This is a genomic window from Novosphingobium oxfordense (assembly GCF_044029435.1).
In the GTDB taxonomy this organism is placed as follows: Bacteria; Pseudomonadota; Alphaproteobacteria; order Sphingomonadales; family Sphingomonadaceae; genus Novosphingobium.
The window spans coordinates 1,215,001-1,231,032 of the sequence record NZ_CP147008.1 but is presented as its reverse complement, the minus strand read 5'-3'; the positions used below and the strand labels follow the sequence as shown (position 1 = coordinate 1,231,032).

Genomic DNA, 16,032 nt, shown 5'->3' with positions numbered 1-16,032 from the left:
ATCCCCGGTCACTTCCCCCTTCACTGGCCTTCGCCGCCGGTTCGCCGGCCGGCTCCGCATCGCCCGCCCGCTTCTCGACCCGTCGATGCTGCGCGAGCCCGCCTACCCCCGCAAGGGAGGAATTGGCGTAATACCAAATCGACCGCCTGCCCTTCGCAGGGCCCGTCGATGGCTCAGCCATAGGCCCCGCCGTCCAACCGGCCGACGGCGCGCAAAAGCGCCGCCTGCGCGACAAGGAGGTCCGATCTGGCCAGAGCGACCGCCAATTGCGCCGCGCGAAAGCTCTGGTCCGCGACAAGGATATCGATCGTGGATCGAAGGCCCAGGCCATATTCGGTGCGAACGCCCTTGAGAGCGATGTCCGCAGCGGCCAGTCCCTCCACGTTGGCCTGCAGCCTGCCCTGCGCGGCCTTCAGTGTGGCCCAGGCACTGTCGGACGCGCGAACCGCTTCACGCTCGGCGGCATCCGCCTGAAAGCGCTCGGCACGGTTGTCCGCCTCCGCCTGCCGCACGCGGGAGGAGACCAGCCCGCCCGTGAGCAGCGGCACCCGCAGCGTCATGCCGACCGAACCCGCCGCTTCGAAATTCTGCACGTTGCCATTGGTAAGCCGGCCACCCCGCCCATAGGCCCCGCCCAGATCGAGCGAGGGCGCACGCTCTGCCCGCGCCCGATCTACCCGCGCGGCGGACGCCTCCACCACGTGTCGTTGCTGGAGCAACTGGGGATTGGCGGCTTCCGCGGCCCGGCGCGCCTCTTCGCCGCTTACCGGAAGCGCGATCGGCGGAGCGACTTCGGAGGTAAGCGCCCCCGCCTCCCGCCCCACCACCGCCCGATAGGACGCGGCAGCCGTAGCCAGCGCGCCTTCGGCATCGGCCAGATTGGCGATGACGGTGGATCGCTGCGCTTCCAGCTGCGCCACGTCGGTCCGGGTGCCTTGGCCCAGATCGTAGCGCGAACGCGCCTCGGCCACCTGGTTGTCCAGACGCTCGATGCCGACGCGCGCCACTTCGACGGCCTGCTGGTTGTAGAGTAGCGCGGCATAGGCGCCGACGACGCGCTGCAGGATCGCCGCCTCCGCATCGCGGAGCCCTTCCTCTCCGGCAGCGACATCGCCATTGGCAGCACGCACGGCGGAGGAGACACGGCCCCCCGTCCAGATCGGCAGATCGGCGCTCGCCGTCAGCGATGCCGAGCGGCCATAGCCTTGGCTGTCGTACCCCGCATCGCCGCCGACCGACATCGTAGGCCGCGCCAGAGCGCGGGCCTGTTCCGGGGTCTCAGCAAGCGAATCCTGCCGCGCCCGCGCCGCGGCCAGTTCGGGATTGCTCTCATAAGCCGACGCGATCGCATCACCCAGCGTCTCGGCCGAGGCTGGGGGCGCCAGAAGCAACGCCGCGCCCCATGCCGTCATCCATTTCGTCCGCTTATTCATGGCGCAGCGCCCATGCCGGAGCGGCGCGGCTGGCGCGCAGCGATTGGCCCAGAACCGTCAGCACCGCGATCACCGTGGCCAAAGCGCTGCCGCCGAGGAAGAACAGCGGCGATAGCGCGATGCGGTCGTCGAACCCGGCCAGCCAGGTCCGCATCGCCACGAAGGCCAGCGGCCACGCGATCAGGTTGGCGAGCAGCACCGGCCGCAGGAACTGGCCAACCAGCAGCTTGGCAATGTCGGGGGACGACGCGCCCAGTGTCTTTCGAATGCCGATCTCCTTGATGCGGCGCTGGGTGTTGTAGGAGGCAAGACCCCAGAGCCCGACGCAGCCGATCAGCACCGCCAGCCCCGACCCGATGGCGAACAGCCGCGTGGCGCGATCGTCCGCTTCGTAGAACTTGTTGAGCTGGGTATCGGCAGTCGCGCCGTCAAACGGGACTTGCGGAACCATCTGCTGCCACAGCTTGCCAATGGCTTCCATCGTGGTGCGCGGATCGCCGTGGAAACGTACCGAGCCGACGGCTGTGTCGATCTTTTCCGGTTCCCTGTAGTGGACGTAGTAAGTTGCGCTGTTGGGTTCCCGGGGGGAAAAGAAACGCATGTCGTCCACGACGCCGATGATCGTGCGCGGCGTTCCTCCGCCGACAGTCTTGCCCACGGCTTCTTGCGCGGAGCGGAAGCCCAGCGTGCTGATGGCCCGGCGGTTGATGACGATGTTGATAGACTCACCGGCCGCGCGCACTGAAGCATCGTCATCACGGTGAGCATCGTCGAATACGCGCCCTGCCAGCAACCGGGTACCGTAGACCTTGAAGAAGTCCGGCCCGATGGCGATCCAGCGGAGCGAAGGACCGTCCCCTGCCACGCCTGGCAAGGGCACGTTCTGGGCATTGTTCTCTCCGCTTCCGCCTGCTGCATTGTTTGCGATGGTAACCTCGCTAACATTTGGCAACGCGCGGATAGCTGTGACGATTGATCGCCGCTGTGCGGGGTCGATCAGGTTGCTGGCGAGCGAACTTACGATCAGCAACCCATCGCGCTGGAAGCCAAGATCGGACTGGCGCACATGGCGAGTCTGGCTGACCAGCACCGTAGTGCCGACCATGAACGCGATGGCCAAACCAAATTGAAGGATGACGAGAGCCTCGCGAATGCGGGTGCCCGATCGGCCGCCGCCGGGGCTTCTGGCCGAAGCCAAGACGGCTGCGGCGGGGAAGCCGGAAAGCAGGATGGCGGGGTAGAAGCCCGCCAGCACGCCGACCACTATGGTCAGAACGATCAGTCCCGGCACAACCAATGCATAGGGAATGCTGAGCGAAAGCCCTCCGGCGGCATTGACGAGTGGCAGACCAAGCTCGGCAAGGATCAGTCCGAACAGCGCTGCCACGCCAACGGTCAAAACGGCCTCGCAGAGGAACTGCCAGACCAGTACGCCACGATCCGCACCCAGCACTTTGCGCATGGCGACTTCCCGCGCCCTCAGATTGCTACGGGCGGTGGCGAGATTGACGTAGTTGACGATTGCGACGAGCAGCGTGAGCACTCCCACGATCCCCAGCGTGACGACGGTGATCTTCCGGCTGGCGCTGGCCGGGCCTTGCGGTTCCAGATGCATGCGAGTGATCGGCAAGAGCGAGAGTTGCTGGGTCTTCCACGCATCCTTGCCCATATCCTTCAGCGCGCGGCGATTGACGAAGGACGGCATCCTCTGTTCGAAAGCGCGCGCATCCTCGGGTCTGTCGAAGCGCAGGAAGGTTTGGAGTGAGGTGCTGCCCCAGCGATACCAGTACGACTCCGTCGACGTGGCGGGCATTGGCACCAGCACCGAGAATTTCAGATCGGTGCTTTTCGGCAGATCGCGGAATATGCCGGCGACGCGGTAATTTGCGGTCTTGTCCGTCGCCACGGTCAGCGTTTGTCCGATGGGATCGCTCTTGCCGAAATAGGTTTGCGCAAGCGTTTCGCTTATCAGAATGGCATCCGGGCGGCGCAATGCTTCGCCGCTTCCGCGCAGCATCGGCAGGTCAAATACCTTGGAGAAAGAGGCATCGACAAGTGCGACGTCAACCGATGTCGCCACTCCTCCTCTGATGATTGAGCCGCCGTTCTCGCCGCCACGAATGCGGGTGCCGACGACCCCGGGAAAGTCTTCGCGCATCTGTTCCAGAAGACCGCCCATCGTGAAGTTATAGGCGCCGTTGAACGGGCTTTCCGGCAGGTTCCAAACCGTCTGCACCACGTAGATGCGGTCATTGCGCGGGATCCATTGTTCGAAGCTGCTTTCGAACCGGGCATAGAGCCCCAGGACCAGGAATACCGCGATCCCCAGCGCGAGCCCGCCAACGTTCAGTGCGGCATAGAGCTTGTGGCGGGTGAGCGAGCGATAGAGCGATATGAAAGCGAAGCGGTTCATCGGTCTGCCCCTCAGATGGCTCTTGCAGCGGAGGCGACGATGCGGCCGTCCAGCATGTCGATCCGGCGCTTCGCCATGTCGGCGTGGCTGGGCGAGTGGGTGACCATGACGATGGTGGCGCCCTCGTCGTTCAGGGCCTGCAGGATGTTCATCACCTGCTCCCCATTGGCGGTGTCCAGGTTGCCGGTCGGCTCGTCCGCCAGGATCAGTTTCGGATCGCCGACGATGGCACGGGCAATTGCGGCGCGCTGCTGCTGGCCGCCTGAAAGCTGGTGTGGGAAATGGCGCGCGCGGTGGGCGATGCCGACTTTGTCCATCGCTGCCGAAACCTTGGAGCGCCGATCGCCGGCATTGGTGCGATAGGCCAGGCCGAGCGCCACGTTCTCCTCGATCGTCAGTTCGTCGATCAGGTTGAAGCTCTGGAACACGAAGCCCAGCGTCGCGCCGCGGAACTTCGCCAGTTCCTTTTCGTTCATCGCGGCCAGATCGCTGTCCCCGAACATGTAACGGCCGCCGGTGGGGCGATCGACGGTGCCCAGCGTGTTCAGCAAGGTGGACTTGCCGCAGCCGGACGGCCCCATCACGGCCAGGAACTCGCCCGCCTCCACTGTCAGGTCGACGTCGCGCAGCGCGGTCGTCTCGACCTCGTCCGAAACATAGCGGCGCTGGATCTTTTCCAGTCGGATCATGTCATTGGTTCCCTGTCAGCGGAGGTTGAGAACGTCGCCCGTGATGGACGAAGTGTTGGAGGTGACGATGCGTTCGCCGGGATTGAGGCCGGAGAGGATTTCGACTTGTTCGGGATTGCGGCGGCCGGTCTTCACCGCGCGGCGACGGGCATGGGCCCCATCGGCGTCCAGTACGAAAACGGTGGCACCGCCGCTGGATTCCATCCAACTGCCTACTGGCGCCACCAGCGCAGGCGCGGTGCTGCCCAGCGTGATGCGCGTGTCCAGCGTCTGACCGCGATTGAGCCCGGCGGGCGGTGCGCCTTCGAACGTCAGTTCGACGCGAAAGCGGCCGTCCTTGACTGCCGGCAGCACTTTGGAGACGACCAGTCGCGAACCGTCCACGGCGGCCTTCTGGCCTGTCGCTACGCGCCGCAGGTAGTATTCGTCGACATCGGCGGTGAGTTTCCACGACCCTTCGCTGTCGACCTGCCCCGCCGGATCGCCCGGCTTCAGCGCCTGCCCCGGCTGGATCGTGAAGTTGGTGAGGCGGCCGCCCATCGGCGCCCGGATCGTCAGCGCGTCGAGGCTGGCGCGCACGGCGGACAAATTACGCTCCAACCGCCCGCGCGTGTCGTCCAGACGGGCACCCTGCGTCGCGGTGATCTGCGCCTCACGGCTGCTGCCCGATTGCAACTGGGCCAGTCGCTTCTGCTGATAGGCCGCTTCCTCGGCATAGCTCTTGACCCCGGCATCGGCGAGGTAGCCCTGATCGTAGAGCTGCTGACGAATGGCCAGTTCGCGGCGGGCTTTGATCAGGTCATAGCTGGCCTGCGCGACCTGGCCGGCGCGGTCGATGCGGTTGCGCTCGATGCCCAGGTTCTCGCCCGCGACGCCGCCAAGCTGGCTGGCGATCTGCGCCTCGCGCGTCAGCACATCCAATCGCAGTTCGGGATTGGCGAGGGTCGCCAGCGGCTGGCCTTCGGTGACCATGACGCCGTCCTGCACCAGCAGCTTTTCCACCTGCCCGCCGGAGAGCACGCCAACCAGCGTAGTCACTTTCGGCGCGACGGTGGCGCGCACCGGCAGATAGTCCGCGAAAGGCGCGCGGGTTACCATGCCCGTCTCGATGTCCGCGGCAGCCACATCGGTTGAGCCGCTGGCCGGCAACATCCTCCAGACCAAAATGGCGGCGACAACGGCCCCCACCGTCGCCAAAGTGGCCGGTCGGCGCCACAGCGGCGCACGCGGACGGGCAACCTTGCGGTCCATCTCCGCTCCGGGAGAAACTGTTGCATGTACAGGCTGTTCGGTCATCATGGGGACAGTGTCACCCAAGTTCGTCAGAAAGCCTAACCATCGATGAATCAACGATTTTCTGACGAAGCCAATACAGGTGAACGTTCGGGTCCGGACACAGTGTCCGGAAGTGGACAGTCCGGCGAAGCGTCAAGCGACAATGCGATTCTGCTGATCGATGACAATCCCGCCGTCGCCGGCGCGATGGAGATCGCCTTCCGCATGGCCGGCCGCCGGCTGGAGACGGCAAATGGTCCGGAAGAGGCATTGTCGCGTCTTGCTTCGCGCCGGTTCGACGCGATCCTGCTGGACATGAATTTCTCCCCCGGCCAGTCGAACGGGGACGAGGGACTGGCGCTGCTGGCGCGGATCATGGCCGACGATCCGGCCGCCTGCGTGATCGTGATCACCGCGCATAGCGGCATCCGGATCGCCGTGGCCGCGATGCAGGCAGGCGCGCGCGACTTCGCGATGAAGCCGTGGCGCAACAACGAACTCCTTGCCAAAGTGGAGGCGGCAATCGCGCGCGGAGCGCCTGTCGTGCCCACCTTCGCCGCGATGGAAAGTGGCAGCGGTGAACCGGTGCGGCTGCTCGGCGAAAGCGCCGCGATGCAGGCTCTGCGCGACATGATCCGCCGCGTCGCGCCCACTCCGGCGGGCGTAACGGTGACCGGCCCATCGGGCGGCGGCCGCATGCTGACGGCGCTTGCCATCCATGCCGCTTCGCTGGATGCGGCCCGCGAACCGCTGCGGATCGACTTGCGGGACGAAAGCGCGTGGCAGCGGCTGTCCGGCGCCACGGGCACCGCGATCCTGCGTCATCCTGACAGGCTGGACGAAGTTACGCAGGCCCGCCTGCTGGATCGCCTGCCGCACGGCCTGCGCTGTATCGCCATTGCCGACGATCTGGGTGCACTGACCCCCGCGCTGCGCCGCCGGCTCGCGACAGTGCAGGTCGCCGTTCCTCCGCTCCACACGAGGGGGGACGATGCAGTACTTCTGGCGCGGCATTTTGCGCGCTTGGCGGCCGAACGCTTCAGTCGTCCACTCCCTCAACTGACTCAGGCTGCCGAAGAGGCGATCCGCACGACGGTATGGAACGATGAAGTTCGCGGGCTCGCCCTCGCGATCGAGCGTGCGGTCCTGCTGGCAGACCACGGCACGATCGATGCGGCGGCGTTGGCGCTTCCCGCTCAATCGCCTTTCACCGGACCGGCAGATGCCAGTTTCGATCTTACCGATGCCGAAAGATCCATGATCGAGGCTGCCCTGCGCGAACACCGCCATAACGTGACGCATGCCGCTGCCGCGCTGGGCCTCAGCCGCGGCGCCCTCTATCGCCGCATGGCGCGCCATGGCCTATAAACTGCGCGCGATCCTGTCTGGCCTTGGGCTAGTCGCCTGCGGGATCGTTGCTAGCGAGGCGTGGCATCAGGGCCTTTGGGGCACCGTGACGGGTGCGGCGCTGATCGCGGTCTGGATCGTCTTCCTCCATGGTTGGAGCCTCATTCGCGAAGCCGGACCCGCGGCTGCGGTGCCTCCGATCGCGCCGGTGGAAGTGGCCACGCACCGGCTTCTGCTCGACGCCGCACCAACGCCGATGCTCAGTATCGAGGGGGAGCGCGACGCGCGCGCACTCAACCGTGCGGCGCGGCGTCTGTTCGCCACCGATGACAGGATACTGCCGATGCCGCCCGCGCTGGCGGACCGGGACATGAGCCACTTTCGCCATGAAGGCCGCAGTTGGCGCATCGACCGGGTCCTACTGGCCACCGAAAACCGCACCGTCGTGACCCTGATCGATATCGAGCAAGAAGAACGTGCGGCCGAAGCGCGGGCCACCGCCGAACTGATCCAGGTCCTAGGCCACGAACTGCTGAACGGCCTGGCCCCGATCGCCTCGCTTGCCGAGAGCGGGATCGCGGCGATCGATACGCCCGTTCCCGGTGCCATTGTCGACAGGGCGTTACTGCGGGAGATACTGGGCACGCTGACCCGGCATGCGGAGGGCCTGCAACGCTTCGTGGAGGGTTATCGCGCGCTGGCTCGCCTGCCCGAACCATGCACGCGCCCGGTTTCGATCGCGCAGCTCGTCGAAGATCTTACCCGGCTGTTCGCAGGCCGCTGGCCGCAAGTTGCTCTGACAGTTGACGTCGCAGACGTGCCCGCCTGGCCGATGGACCGCGATCAGATCAACCAGGCCCTCTGGGCGCTGATCCAGAACGGCGCGGAAGCCGCAACCGCCGATCGCGGCGGAGATGCGCGGATCGAGATAGCCGTGAACCGGATCGATGCCGGGCTGGCCCTGGACGTAAGGGACAATGGCAACGGCATTTCGCTGGGCAGCGAAGCGGCCATTTTCCGCCCCTTCCACACGACGAAAGCCCACGGCACGGGCATCGGCCTCAGCCTCGCCCGGCAGATCGCGCATGCGCACGGAGGCACGCTCTCGATACAGCACGCCGAGCCGACGACCTTTCGCCTGCTTCTGCCGGGGGCGGCACCATTCTCCGATGATGCGCAATAACCGCGGGCCTGAGCATCGGCCGCGTCGCCTGCTATCAATCGCAAGCCCATCCGGTCCATCTTCTTGGCAATCCCACACGCGACAGGCCAAGCTCACGGGCAGCGTGGGTATGGTTGTTGCCCATCCGCGCCAGCACTCCTGTAATCTGTCGGCACTCAAGCACGGCGATTTCCTCTTCGAACGTCGCCCGCAGCCCCCTATCACCGTTCAACAACAAGACCCGCCGCTCCCCGCACAGCGAGCGGCGGCGCGCAGTTCGCGTACGTTTCCCGGCTCGCTGGTCACGGCCATGCTGCGCTATGCAATGGTCGGGCCGTATTGGCTGCCCATGGCAGCTATCCGGATCACAATGTGCCGGATTGCAGACGAAACTCTGGACGAAGTGCCGCTGCCGGCACGCTACTTCCATTTATCCTGCTGGTGGTTCGCACTCGGCTGGCCCGCCTACATCGGCGTTCGCGCCATCTTTTGGCTCATGATTGCCAAGCCGGATATCAGTAAGCGTCCGCCCTCGGGCGTGTTGCGGCATTTCGGCTCGGCGCTGATGGACCTCCGCTAAGGAGTCTCTTTCTGGACTCCAGAAGGAGGCCAGGTGAAGGATCGGGTGGAGATCATCGCGCGCACCGAGCGGCGCAGGAAGTTTTCGGATGCCGAGAAGGCGGCGATCCTCGCCGAGGCCGATGCAGACGGCGTATCCGTCCGCCAGGTCGCTGAACGCCACGGGATTGCCGAGAGCCTGATCTACAACTGGCGGTCGGCCCGCCGCCAGGCGGCGGGCATCGCCAGCGAGGCGCTCGAGTTCATTCCTTACGGCGCGATCATGACGACGGAGCCTGCACCTGCGCCGGCTGTGCCTGAGCCCCAGAAGGCACCGCGACCCGTTTCGCCACCGATACTGTCAGCGCCGGAGGATCTGATCCGTCCCCATCCCGGTGCTCGCCCTGGAGCCATAGACATAGACCTGCCGAGCGGCGTTCGCCTGTCAGTGGACAGCTATGTCAACGAGAAGGCGCTGGCCCTCGTGCTGCGGGCATTCCAGGATGTCTCGTGATCTCGCTGGCACCCGGAACGAAGGTCTATCTGGCAAGCAAACCGGTCAGCATGCGGCTTGGGTTCGACGGGCTTGCCGCGCTGGTGCGTCCCTTGTTCGCGGTCGAGCCCTATGGCGGGCATGTCTTCCTGTTTCGCAGCAAGAGCGGCAACTACCTGAAGGCGCTGCACTGGGATGGGACAGGACTTTGCCTGTTCGCCAAGCGCCTGGAACGCAGCCGTTTCGTCTGGCCGCCGCTCATCGAGGGCGGTGTTGTGCTGACCCCGGCGCAGTTTGCGCTGCTGATCGAAGCGATGGATTGGCGGCGCACCGTAGCTCCCGATCCGCCCCGTCTGCCGGTGCAGATTTGACGCGATAATCGGCGTATTTCCGGGCTTTCTCCTTGGGCGGAAGGCTGGATTCTGCTATCGGGAAGCGTGTCTCCCGACGATCTCGAACTCCCCTCTGATCCCGCAGAACTGCGCGCTTTCGCCGAGGCGATGCGCGCACGCCTGGCGGCTTCGGAGCAGGCGCTGGAAGCCGAACGGGCGGCCCATGACGCGACCCGCGAGAAGCTCGAGACCGCCCAGAACTCGATTCTGCTAACCGCGCTGCAGATCGAGAAGTTCAAGGTCCAACTGGCCCGCCTTCGGCGCATGAAGTTCGGTCAGTCCTCGGAGCGCCTTGCGCTCCAGGCCGACCAGCTCGAACTGACGCTGGAGGATCTCGAAGCCGAGCATGCCCATGCCGAGTGTGTGATCGAGGGCCATGTGCCCGAAGATGCCCCGGTCAAGGCTGCCCCTCGCAAGCCGCGCCGTGCACCACTGCCCGACCATCTCCCTCGCGACGAGGTTATTCACGCAGCGCCGGATGCCGATGGTTGTTCCGCCTGTGGGGGCACGATGGGCAAGCTCGGCGAGGACGTGACCGAAGTGTTGGAATGTGTCCCCGGCCGCTTTCGCGTCGTCCGTCACGTCCGACCCAAGCTTTCCTGCAACCGCTGTGATGCGATCAGTCAGGCACCGGCCCCGGCGCTTCCCGTGCCGCGTAGCCGTGCGGGTCCCGGCCTTTTGGCCCATGTGATCGTTTCCAAGTTCGCTGATCACCTGCCTCTGTATCGCCAGTCACAGATCTACGCTCGCGAGGGCGTGGAGATCAGCCGTTCGACCATGGCGGACTGGCTCGGACAGGCAAGCTGGCTGCTGCAGCCGCTGGTCGATCGGATCGCCGATCACGTCATGGCCAGCGTAAAACTCCACGCCGACGATACACCCGTTCCCGTCCTAGCGCCGGGGACCGGGAAGACAGCGACTGGCAGGCTATGGGTCTACCTTCGCGACAACCGACGATGGACCCATCTGGACAAGCCGGCAGCGCTGTTCCGCTACAGCCCTGATCGCAAAGGTGAGCGTCCGCGCGAACATCTCAAGACCTTTGCGGATTCCGGGGTCATCCCGGCCACCATTCCGATTTGATCCCGGCCGGGATTCCGAGATGATGCCGGCCACCATTCCGAGCAATTCCCGGCCACCCGGGAGGGAGTGAGAAGCCCGATCGTTGGGTCCATCTTATCGGCGCAGCAGCCGGAGGATGGAGATGCCGACGAGGAGGCCGAAGATGCGCCATGTGCGCGAAGTAATGAGAATGCATCGGGAGGCTTGTGTCCCGATGCGCGAGATCGCCCGACTGACTGGCCTTGCTCGATCAACAGTGCGCGACATGATCGTGCGCTTCGACCGCTCGGGATTGGCGTGGCCGGTTCCGGCCGAGATCGGCGACATAGATCTGGAGGGCCGCTTGTATGGCCCCTCCGGCGTCAAACCTGGGCGACGTAAGCTGCCCGAGCCGGACTGGCCGTTGGTCGCGCGCGAGCTGAAGCGCAAACACGTGACGCTGCAGGTGCTCTGGGAGGAGTACCGCGCCGAACATCCAGACGGATATCGCTACAGCCGGTTCTGCGACCTATTCCGTCGGTGGGAAGGCCGCCTACCGCTGGTCATGCGCCAAAGCCATGCCGGCGGGGAGAAGCTGTTCCTCGACTACGCTGGCGACACGGTTCCGGTCGTGGTGGACCGCAGGACTGGGGAAGTCCGCGGTGCCCACATCTTCGTCGCTGTAATGGGCGGATCGAGCCTGTCGTTTGCGCTGGCGACATGGACCGAGCAGTTCCCTGACTGGATCGCGGGCAACAATGCCGCCTTCGCCTTCTTCCGCGGCGTTCCCCAGTTGCTGGTGCCCGACAATGCCAAGGTGGCGGTGATCAAGGCCTGTCACTTCGATCCTCAGGTGAACCGCAGTTACACAGACATGGCCCGGCATTACGGTACAGCGATCCTGCCGACCCGGCCGCGCAAGCCGCGGGACAAGGCCAAGGTCGAGGCTTGCGTCGGTATCGTCGAACGCTGGTTGCTTGGCCGCTTACGTAACCAGATCTTCTACAGCCTCGCCGAAGTGAATGCAGCGATCGCCGAATGCCTTGCCGATCTCAATGATCGGCGGGTGTTGCGCCAGTTCGGCAAGACGCGCCGCCAGCTCTTCGACGAAGTCGATGTTCCGAACCTCAAGCCGCTGCCGGCAGAGCCGTGGGTTCATGCCGAATGGCGCCGCTGCCGCGTCGGGCTCGATTATCATATCGCGATTGAGCGGCATCACTACTCGGTCCCGCACCGCTTCGCGCGCCGCGAGGTCGAAGCCCGGTTCACTGCCAGTACGGTCGAAATCTTCCTGGGAGGCGAGCGTATCGCCGTGCACATGCGCGGCAGCGGGAATGGCCGGCACACCACCGTCCCCGAGCACATGCCCTCCAGTCATCGGCGCTACGGCGAATGGACGCCGGCGAAGATCCGCGAAGAGGCGGGTCGGATCGGACCGATGCTGTCCTTGCTGGTGGAGAAGGTCATCGAGGCAAAGCCCCATCCGGAACAGGGCTACCGGTCATGCTTGGGCATCATCGGGCTCGAGAGGCGCTTCGGCGCCCAACGGCTTGAGGCCGCGGCGCTGCGCGCGCTGGAAATCCAGGCGCGCAATTACCCGTCGGTCAAATCGATCCTCGAGAAGGGCCTCGATCAGGTCCCGGTTCCCCAATCCCCCGAGCAAGAGCCGATCATCCACTCCAACATCCGCGGCTCGAGCTATTACAACTGAAGGAGCAAGAATGCTGAAGCATCCCACTCTGGACCTCCTGGGCCAGCTCGGCCTCGCCGGCATGGCCAAGGCCTTCGCCGAGATGGAAAGCAACGATGATGCAGCCAGTCTCAGTCACGCAGAATGGCTGGCGCTGCTGCTCGACCATGAGGCCACCTACCGAAATGACAGACGCCTCGCTCTGCGCTTGCGACATGCCAAGCTGCGGCACCGCGCCGTGCCTGAGGATGTTGATTACCGAACGCGCCGCAGCCTTGATCGCCGGCTCTTCGAAACGCTGCTGGCCGGGGAATGGATCTCCAGGCACGAGAACTTGGCCATCATCGGCCCGACTGGCATCGGCAAAAGTTGGTTGGCCTGTGCAATCGGCCACAAGGCCTGCCGCGATAACCGTTCGGTTCTGTACACCCGGTTGCCCCGGCTGATCGACGAACTGACGCTGGCCAAGGGAGACGGCCGTATCGCCGCCCGGATGAAAAGCCTTGCCCGGGTGGAGCTACTGATCCTGGATGATTGGGGTCTTCAGCCGCTCGACGGCAATGCCCGGCATCATCTCCTCGAAATTCTCGAGGACCGCTACGGTCAACGCTCCACGCTCGTCACCAGCCAGCTTCCCGTGGCCCGCTGGCATCAGACCATAAACGATCCGACATACGCCGACGCCATCCTGGACCGCCTCGTTCACAATGCACACCGCCTCGAACTCGAGGGAGATTCCATGCGCCGGCCTGCGACCCAAACCGCCGCTTGACCACCGTCAATCCCTAATGCCATCAAGCGAAACGATCTGGCTTCTACCCGGCCGGGATCAAATCGGAATGGTGGCCGGGATCAGATTGGAACAGGCGACCGGGATCATCGGAATCCGCAGACCTTTGCGGGATTCCTGCAGGCCGATGCCTATGCTGGCTTCGAGCGCCTCTACGCGAGTGACCGCCAACCTGCGCCGATCACGCCCGTTGCCTGCTGGGCCCATGCGCGGCGCAAGCTGAACGATGTCTACAAGGCAGCCCCGAACTCGGCCGCGCTCCAGGGGCTGCAGATAATCGGCGAGCTCTACGACGTGGAGCGGCAGATCGTACGTGAGCCGGCGGATTTCCGCCGCAAGGCTCGCAAGCTCTCGAAGCTCAAGGCGCTGGATTTCTTCGCCTGGGCTGATGATGTGCTGTCCAGGGCCTCAGCCCGGTCACCGCTGGCTGAGGCGTTGCGATATGGCGTGAAGCTGAAGCCGCAACTGCTCGCCTACACCGACGATGGTAGGCTGGAGATCGACAACAACCCGGCAGAGAATGCGCTACGTGGCATCTGTCTCGGCCGCAAAAACTGGCTGTTCGCAGGCGCCGACTGCGGTGGGGAGCGTGCTGCTGCCATGTATTCACTGCTTGAGACCGCCAAGCTTAACGGCGTCAATCCGCAGGAATGGCTAGCCGACGTACTTGATCGCATCGGCAAGGGGCATCCGATCAACCGGATCGACGAACTGTTGCCTTGGAACTGTGCCACCCAGCAGGCGTGAACGCGCATTTGTCGCGGGGGCCGGACACAGTTCGGTTCCGCACGATAATCCAGCAAAGGTGACCCTACCCAGGTTTACAGGCCCTTTGCGTCTCGAAGTATTGCCAGTTTTCGACCTTGATCGACACTGCGTTCACGGAGCCATCCGGTAGCGTGACAGGATCACGGAGAACGCGAGCGCGGACTTGATAATCTGTCGCTTCGCATAGAGCGATGCTCAGAACATTCGGCCCTACCCAGGCGACTTGAATTTGATCGACAATGGCGCCGTCAGCCGAAACTATTTCGCCGGGCGAGAGCAGCTTGCCATCGCCGGCATTCTCAAGACTGATCCTAGTCCGGTTCGAACTAGAAGCCCCGCTCAATTTGGTCTCGACAACGGCCACCGCTTTGCCATCTGGCGATTTCACTTTGCTCTTCGGCTCCCACTTTCCGCAGCCGGACAATGCGAGGAGGACAGCGAGGCAACTGACGATATGAGCGTGCATATGAGAGTGATAAGGTCCATTGCGAACGTCGGCTAGGGCGACTGACGAAAATGTCTGCCCACGGCAGCTAAGTTGGCGTTTTCTGCTGCCAACGGTCCTGGGCGGACGCTTACGGATATCACGCTAACGCAATGCACGCTCAGCGTTGTCGGAACGCAAAAAAAGGGGGCGAAAGCCCCCTTGCTACTTGTTGCGTTCTTGATGAACGCGAACAGGGCCCTTTTGGGGCCCTGCTTGAGGGCGTTAGCCCTTTGTCATTGTGATGGGTTTTTTTTAAGCACGCCGGCTTCAATGCCTGGCGACGTCCTACTCTTCCGGGGCTTGAGCCACAGTACCATTGGCGCTGACAGGTTTCACGGCCGAGTTCGAGATGGGATCGGGTGGGTCACTGACGCTATGGTCACCAAGCAATGGAGACGGCGTGCTGTTTTTTAATCGATGGTTCCCGTGCTGCTCCTTGTCGGAGCTGAATATCTGGCTGGATGATCGTCCGATCATCAAGACTGGCGCTGCTTTTCCCGGTTTGTGAGACTGTGTCTCACGGGTTGGCAGGGCTGTCATTGATGGTGGGATTCATCAAGCATGAACAGAGTTATTAGGACCGGTTAGCTCCATGCGTTACCGCACTTCCACACCCGGCCTATCAACGTGATGGTCTATCACGACTCGAAGATACCTAATCTTGAGGGAGGCTTCCCGCTTAGATGCTTTCAGCGGTTATCCCGTCCATGCATAGCTACCCTGCTGCGCGGCTGGCGCCACGACAGGTACACCAGAGGCATGTTCAACCCGGTCCTCTCGTACTAGGGTCAACTCCTCTCAAGTATCGACGCCCACGGCAGATAGGGACCAAACTGTCTCGCGACGTTCTGAACCCAGCTCACGTACCACTTTAATTGGCGAACAGCCAAACCCTTGGGACCTGCTCCAGCCCCAGGATGTGATGAGCCGACATCGAGGTGCCAAACGATTCCGTCGATATGAGCTCTTGGGAATCATCAGCCTGTTATCCCCGGCGTACCTTTTATCCGTTGAGCGATGGCCCTTCCACGAGGGACCACCGGATCACTATGACCGACTTTCGTCTCTGCTCGATTCGTCAATCTCGCAGTCAGGCAGGCTTATGCCATTGCACTCTTGCAGCCGGTTTCCAACCGGCCTGAGCCTACCATCGCGCGCCTCCGTTACTCTTTAGGAGGCGACCGCCCCAGTCAAACTACCCGCCACAGAGGGTCCCTGCACCGGATAACGGTGCGAGGTTAGACATCAGAACATAACAGGGTGGTATTTCACCTATGGCTCCACACCAGCTGGCGCCGGTGCTTCAAAGCCTCCCACCTATGCTACACAATTCTATCCTAATGCCACTCTGAAGCTGCAGTAAAGGTGCACGGGGTCTTTCCGTCTAACCGCGGGTACTCCGCATCTTCACGGAGAATTCAATTTCGCTGAGCATATCCTGGAGACAGTGGGGAAGTCGTTACGCCATTCGTGCAGGTCGGAACTTACCCGACA

At 63.8% G+C, this 16,032-nt stretch carries 15 protein-coding genes, 2 rRNA genes and 1 pseudogene (1 of these 18 only partly in view); 9 read left to right on the top strand and 9 right to left on the bottom strand.

Features of this window, described 5'->3' with window-relative positions; genetic code table 11:
• Positions 1-173: 173 nt before the first annotated feature.
• The 4 genes from WBP07_RS28260 to WBP07_RS28245 are packed head-to-tail and all read right to left on the bottom strand — an operon-like array spanning position 174 to position 5,786.
• Positions 174-1,433, bottom strand: coding sequence for a TolC family outer membrane protein (locus WBP07_RS28260; RefSeq protein WP_395396556.1), 1,260 nt, complete (start codon positions 1,431-1,433; stop codon positions 174-176).
• Positions 1,426-3,846 (bottom strand): ABC transporter permease, encoded by a 2,421-nt coding sequence (locus WBP07_RS28255; protein WP_395396555.1) that lies wholly within the window; start codon positions 3,844-3,846, stop codon positions 1,426-1,428. The genes WBP07_RS28260 and WBP07_RS28255 overlap by 8 nt, the downstream gene beginning before the upstream one ends.
• An 11-nt stretch (positions 3,847-3,857) precedes the next feature.
• Positions 3,858-4,535 carry an ABC transporter ATP-binding protein gene (locus tag WBP07_RS28250; protein WP_134096332.1) on the bottom strand — a complete coding sequence of 226 codons (678 nt, stop codon included), beginning with the start codon at positions 4,533-4,535 and terminating at the stop codon, positions 3,858-3,860.
• A gap of 15 nt (positions 4,536-4,550) precedes the next feature.
• A complete protein-coding gene (locus WBP07_RS28245; RefSeq protein ID WP_395396554.1) occupies positions 4,551-5,786 on the bottom strand; it encodes an efflux RND transporter periplasmic adaptor subunit in 1,236 nt (411 codons plus the stop codon).
• 147 nt (positions 5,787-5,933) lie between these two features.
• On the opposite strand from WBP07_RS28245, the gene WBP07_RS28240 reads away from it, so the two are divergent.
• Both WBP07_RS28240 and WBP07_RS28235 read left to right on the top strand, forming a co-directional pair.
• Entirely contained in the window at positions 5,934-7,178 is a 1,245-nt protein-coding gene (locus WBP07_RS28240) for a sigma-54-dependent transcriptional regulator (RefSeq protein ID WP_395396553.1), read from the top strand.
• Positions 7,168-8,340, top strand: coding sequence for a sensor histidine kinase (locus WBP07_RS28235; RefSeq protein WP_395396552.1), 1,173 nt, complete (start codon positions 7,168-7,170; stop codon positions 8,338-8,340). The genes WBP07_RS28240 and WBP07_RS28235 overlap by 11 nt, the downstream gene beginning before the upstream one ends.
• A gap of 34 nt (positions 8,341-8,374) precedes the next feature.
• Here the strand turns inward: WBP07_RS28235 and WBP07_RS28230 are convergent, their stop codons facing one another.
• Positions 8,375-8,464 carry a helix-turn-helix domain-containing protein gene (locus tag WBP07_RS28230; RefSeq protein ID WP_395396551.1) on the bottom strand — a complete coding sequence of 30 codons (90 nt, stop codon included), beginning with the start codon at positions 8,462-8,464 and terminating at the stop codon, positions 8,375-8,377.
• Here WBP07_RS28230 and WBP07_RS28225 point away from each other — a divergent pair.
• The 6 genes and pseudogenes from WBP07_RS28225 (at position 8,450) to istB (ending at position 13,265) form a co-directional block, all read left to right on the top strand.
• On the top strand, positions 8,450-8,899 hold the full coding sequence (locus WBP07_RS28225) for a DUF2269 family protein (RefSeq protein WP_395398263.1): 450 nt from the start codon (positions 8,450-8,452) through the stop codon (positions 8,897-8,899). The genes WBP07_RS28230 and WBP07_RS28225 overlap by 15 nt on opposite strands.
• Positions 8,900-8,932: 33 nt before the next feature.
• Positions 8,933-9,391, top strand: coding sequence for an IS66-like element accessory protein TnpA (gene tnpA / locus WBP07_RS28220; protein WP_395396550.1), 459 nt, complete (start codon positions 8,933-8,935; stop codon positions 9,389-9,391).
• The gene (tnpB, locus tag WBP07_RS28215) at positions 9,388-9,741 is read left to right on the top strand and encodes an IS66 family insertion sequence element accessory protein TnpB (protein ID WP_009822160.1); all 354 of its coding nucleotides are present in this window, start codon (positions 9,388-9,390) and stop codon (positions 9,739-9,741) included. The genes tnpA and tnpB overlap by 4 nt, the downstream gene beginning before the upstream one ends.
• Positions 9,742-9,807: 66 nt before the next feature.
• Positions 9,808-10,809 (top strand): annotated as a pseudogene (gene tnpC, locus WBP07_RS28210) (IS66 family transposase); the annotation flags it as partial.
• Positions 10,810-10,987: 178 nt separating this feature from the next.
• A complete protein-coding gene (istA, locus tag WBP07_RS28205) occupies positions 10,988-12,514 on the top strand; it encodes an IS21 family transposase (RefSeq protein ID WP_395395985.1) in 1,527 nt (508 codons plus the stop codon).
• 10 nt (positions 12,515-12,524) lie between these two features.
• Positions 12,525-13,265: an IS21-like element helper ATPase IstB gene (istB, locus tag WBP07_RS28200; protein WP_395395986.1), complete on the top strand. Its 741-nt coding sequence runs from the start codon at positions 12,525-12,527 to the stop codon at positions 13,263-13,265.
• Positions 13,266-13,322: 57 nt separating this feature from the next.
• Here the strand turns inward: istB and WBP07_RS28195 are convergent, their stop codons facing one another.
• Positions 13,323-13,454: a hypothetical protein gene (locus tag WBP07_RS28195; protein ID WP_395396549.1), complete on the bottom strand. Its 132-nt coding sequence runs from the start codon at positions 13,452-13,454 to the stop codon at positions 13,323-13,325.
• Here WBP07_RS28195 and tnpC (WBP07_RS28190) point away from each other — a divergent pair.
• A complete protein-coding gene (gene tnpC / locus WBP07_RS28190; RefSeq protein WP_395398262.1) occupies positions 13,401-14,030 on the top strand; it encodes an IS66 family transposase in 630 nt (209 codons plus the stop codon). The two genes, WBP07_RS28195 and tnpC (WBP07_RS28190), sit on opposite strands and share 54 nt — an antisense overlap.
• A 64-nt stretch (positions 14,031-14,094) precedes the next feature.
• On the opposite strand, the gene WBP07_RS28185 is transcribed toward tnpC (WBP07_RS28190), so the two are convergent.
• The 3 genes from WBP07_RS28185 to WBP07_RS28175 form a co-directional block, all read right to left on the bottom strand.
• Complete coding sequence (locus WBP07_RS28185) at positions 14,095-14,517, bottom strand: hypothetical protein (RefSeq protein ID WP_395396548.1); 423 nt, start codon at positions 14,515-14,517, stop codon at positions 14,095-14,097.
• A 293-nt stretch (positions 14,518-14,810) separates the two neighbouring features.
• A 5S ribosomal RNA gene (gene rrf, locus WBP07_RS28180) occupies positions 14,811-14,925 on the bottom strand.
• Positions 14,926-15,092: 167 nt separating this feature from the next.
• A 23S ribosomal RNA gene (locus WBP07_RS28175) occupies positions 15,093-16,032 on the bottom strand (it continues 1,853 nt past the right edge of the window).

What these genes read in the sequence shown, in the direction of transcription:
- WBP07_RS28260 (WP_395396556.1), bottom strand. Translation starts at nt 1,433, where the DNA reads ATGAATAAGCGGACGAAATGGATGACGGCATGGGGCGCGGCGTTGCTT.
- WBP07_RS28255 (WP_395396555.1), bottom strand. Translation starts at nt 3,846, where the DNA reads ATGAACCGCTTCGCTTTCATATCGCTCTATCGCTCGCTCACCCGCCAC.
- WBP07_RS28250 (WP_134096332.1), bottom strand. Translation starts at nt 4,535, where the DNA reads ATGATCCGACTGGAAAAGATCCAGCGCCGCTATGTTTCGGACGAGGTC.
- WBP07_RS28245 (WP_395396554.1), bottom strand. Translation starts at nt 5,786, where the DNA reads ATGGACCGCAAGGTTGCCCGTCCGCGTGCGCCGCTGTGGCGCCGACCG.
- WBP07_RS28235 (WP_395396552.1), top strand. Translation starts at nt 7,168, where the DNA reads ATGGCCTATAAACTGCGCGCGATCCTGTCTGGCCTTGGGCTAGTCGCC.
- WBP07_RS28225 (WP_395398263.1), top strand. Translation starts at nt 8,450, where the DNA reads ATGGTTGTTGCCCATCCGCGCCAGCACTCCTGTAATCTGTCGGCACTC.
- WBP07_RS28230 (WP_395396551.1), bottom strand. Translation starts at nt 8,464, where the DNA reads ATGGGCAACAACCATACCCACGCTGCCCGTGAGCTTGGCCTGTCGCGT.
- istA (WP_395395985.1), top strand. Translation starts at nt 10,988, where the DNA reads ATGCGCCATGTGCGCGAAGTAATGAGAATGCATCGGGAGGCTTGTGTC.
- istB (WP_395395986.1), top strand. Translation starts at nt 12,525, where the DNA reads ATGCTGAAGCATCCCACTCTGGACCTCCTGGGCCAGCTCGGCCTCGCC.
- WBP07_RS28185 (WP_395396548.1), bottom strand. Translation starts at nt 14,517, where the DNA reads ATGCACGCTCATATCGTCAGTTGCCTCGCTGTCCTCCTCGCATTGTCC.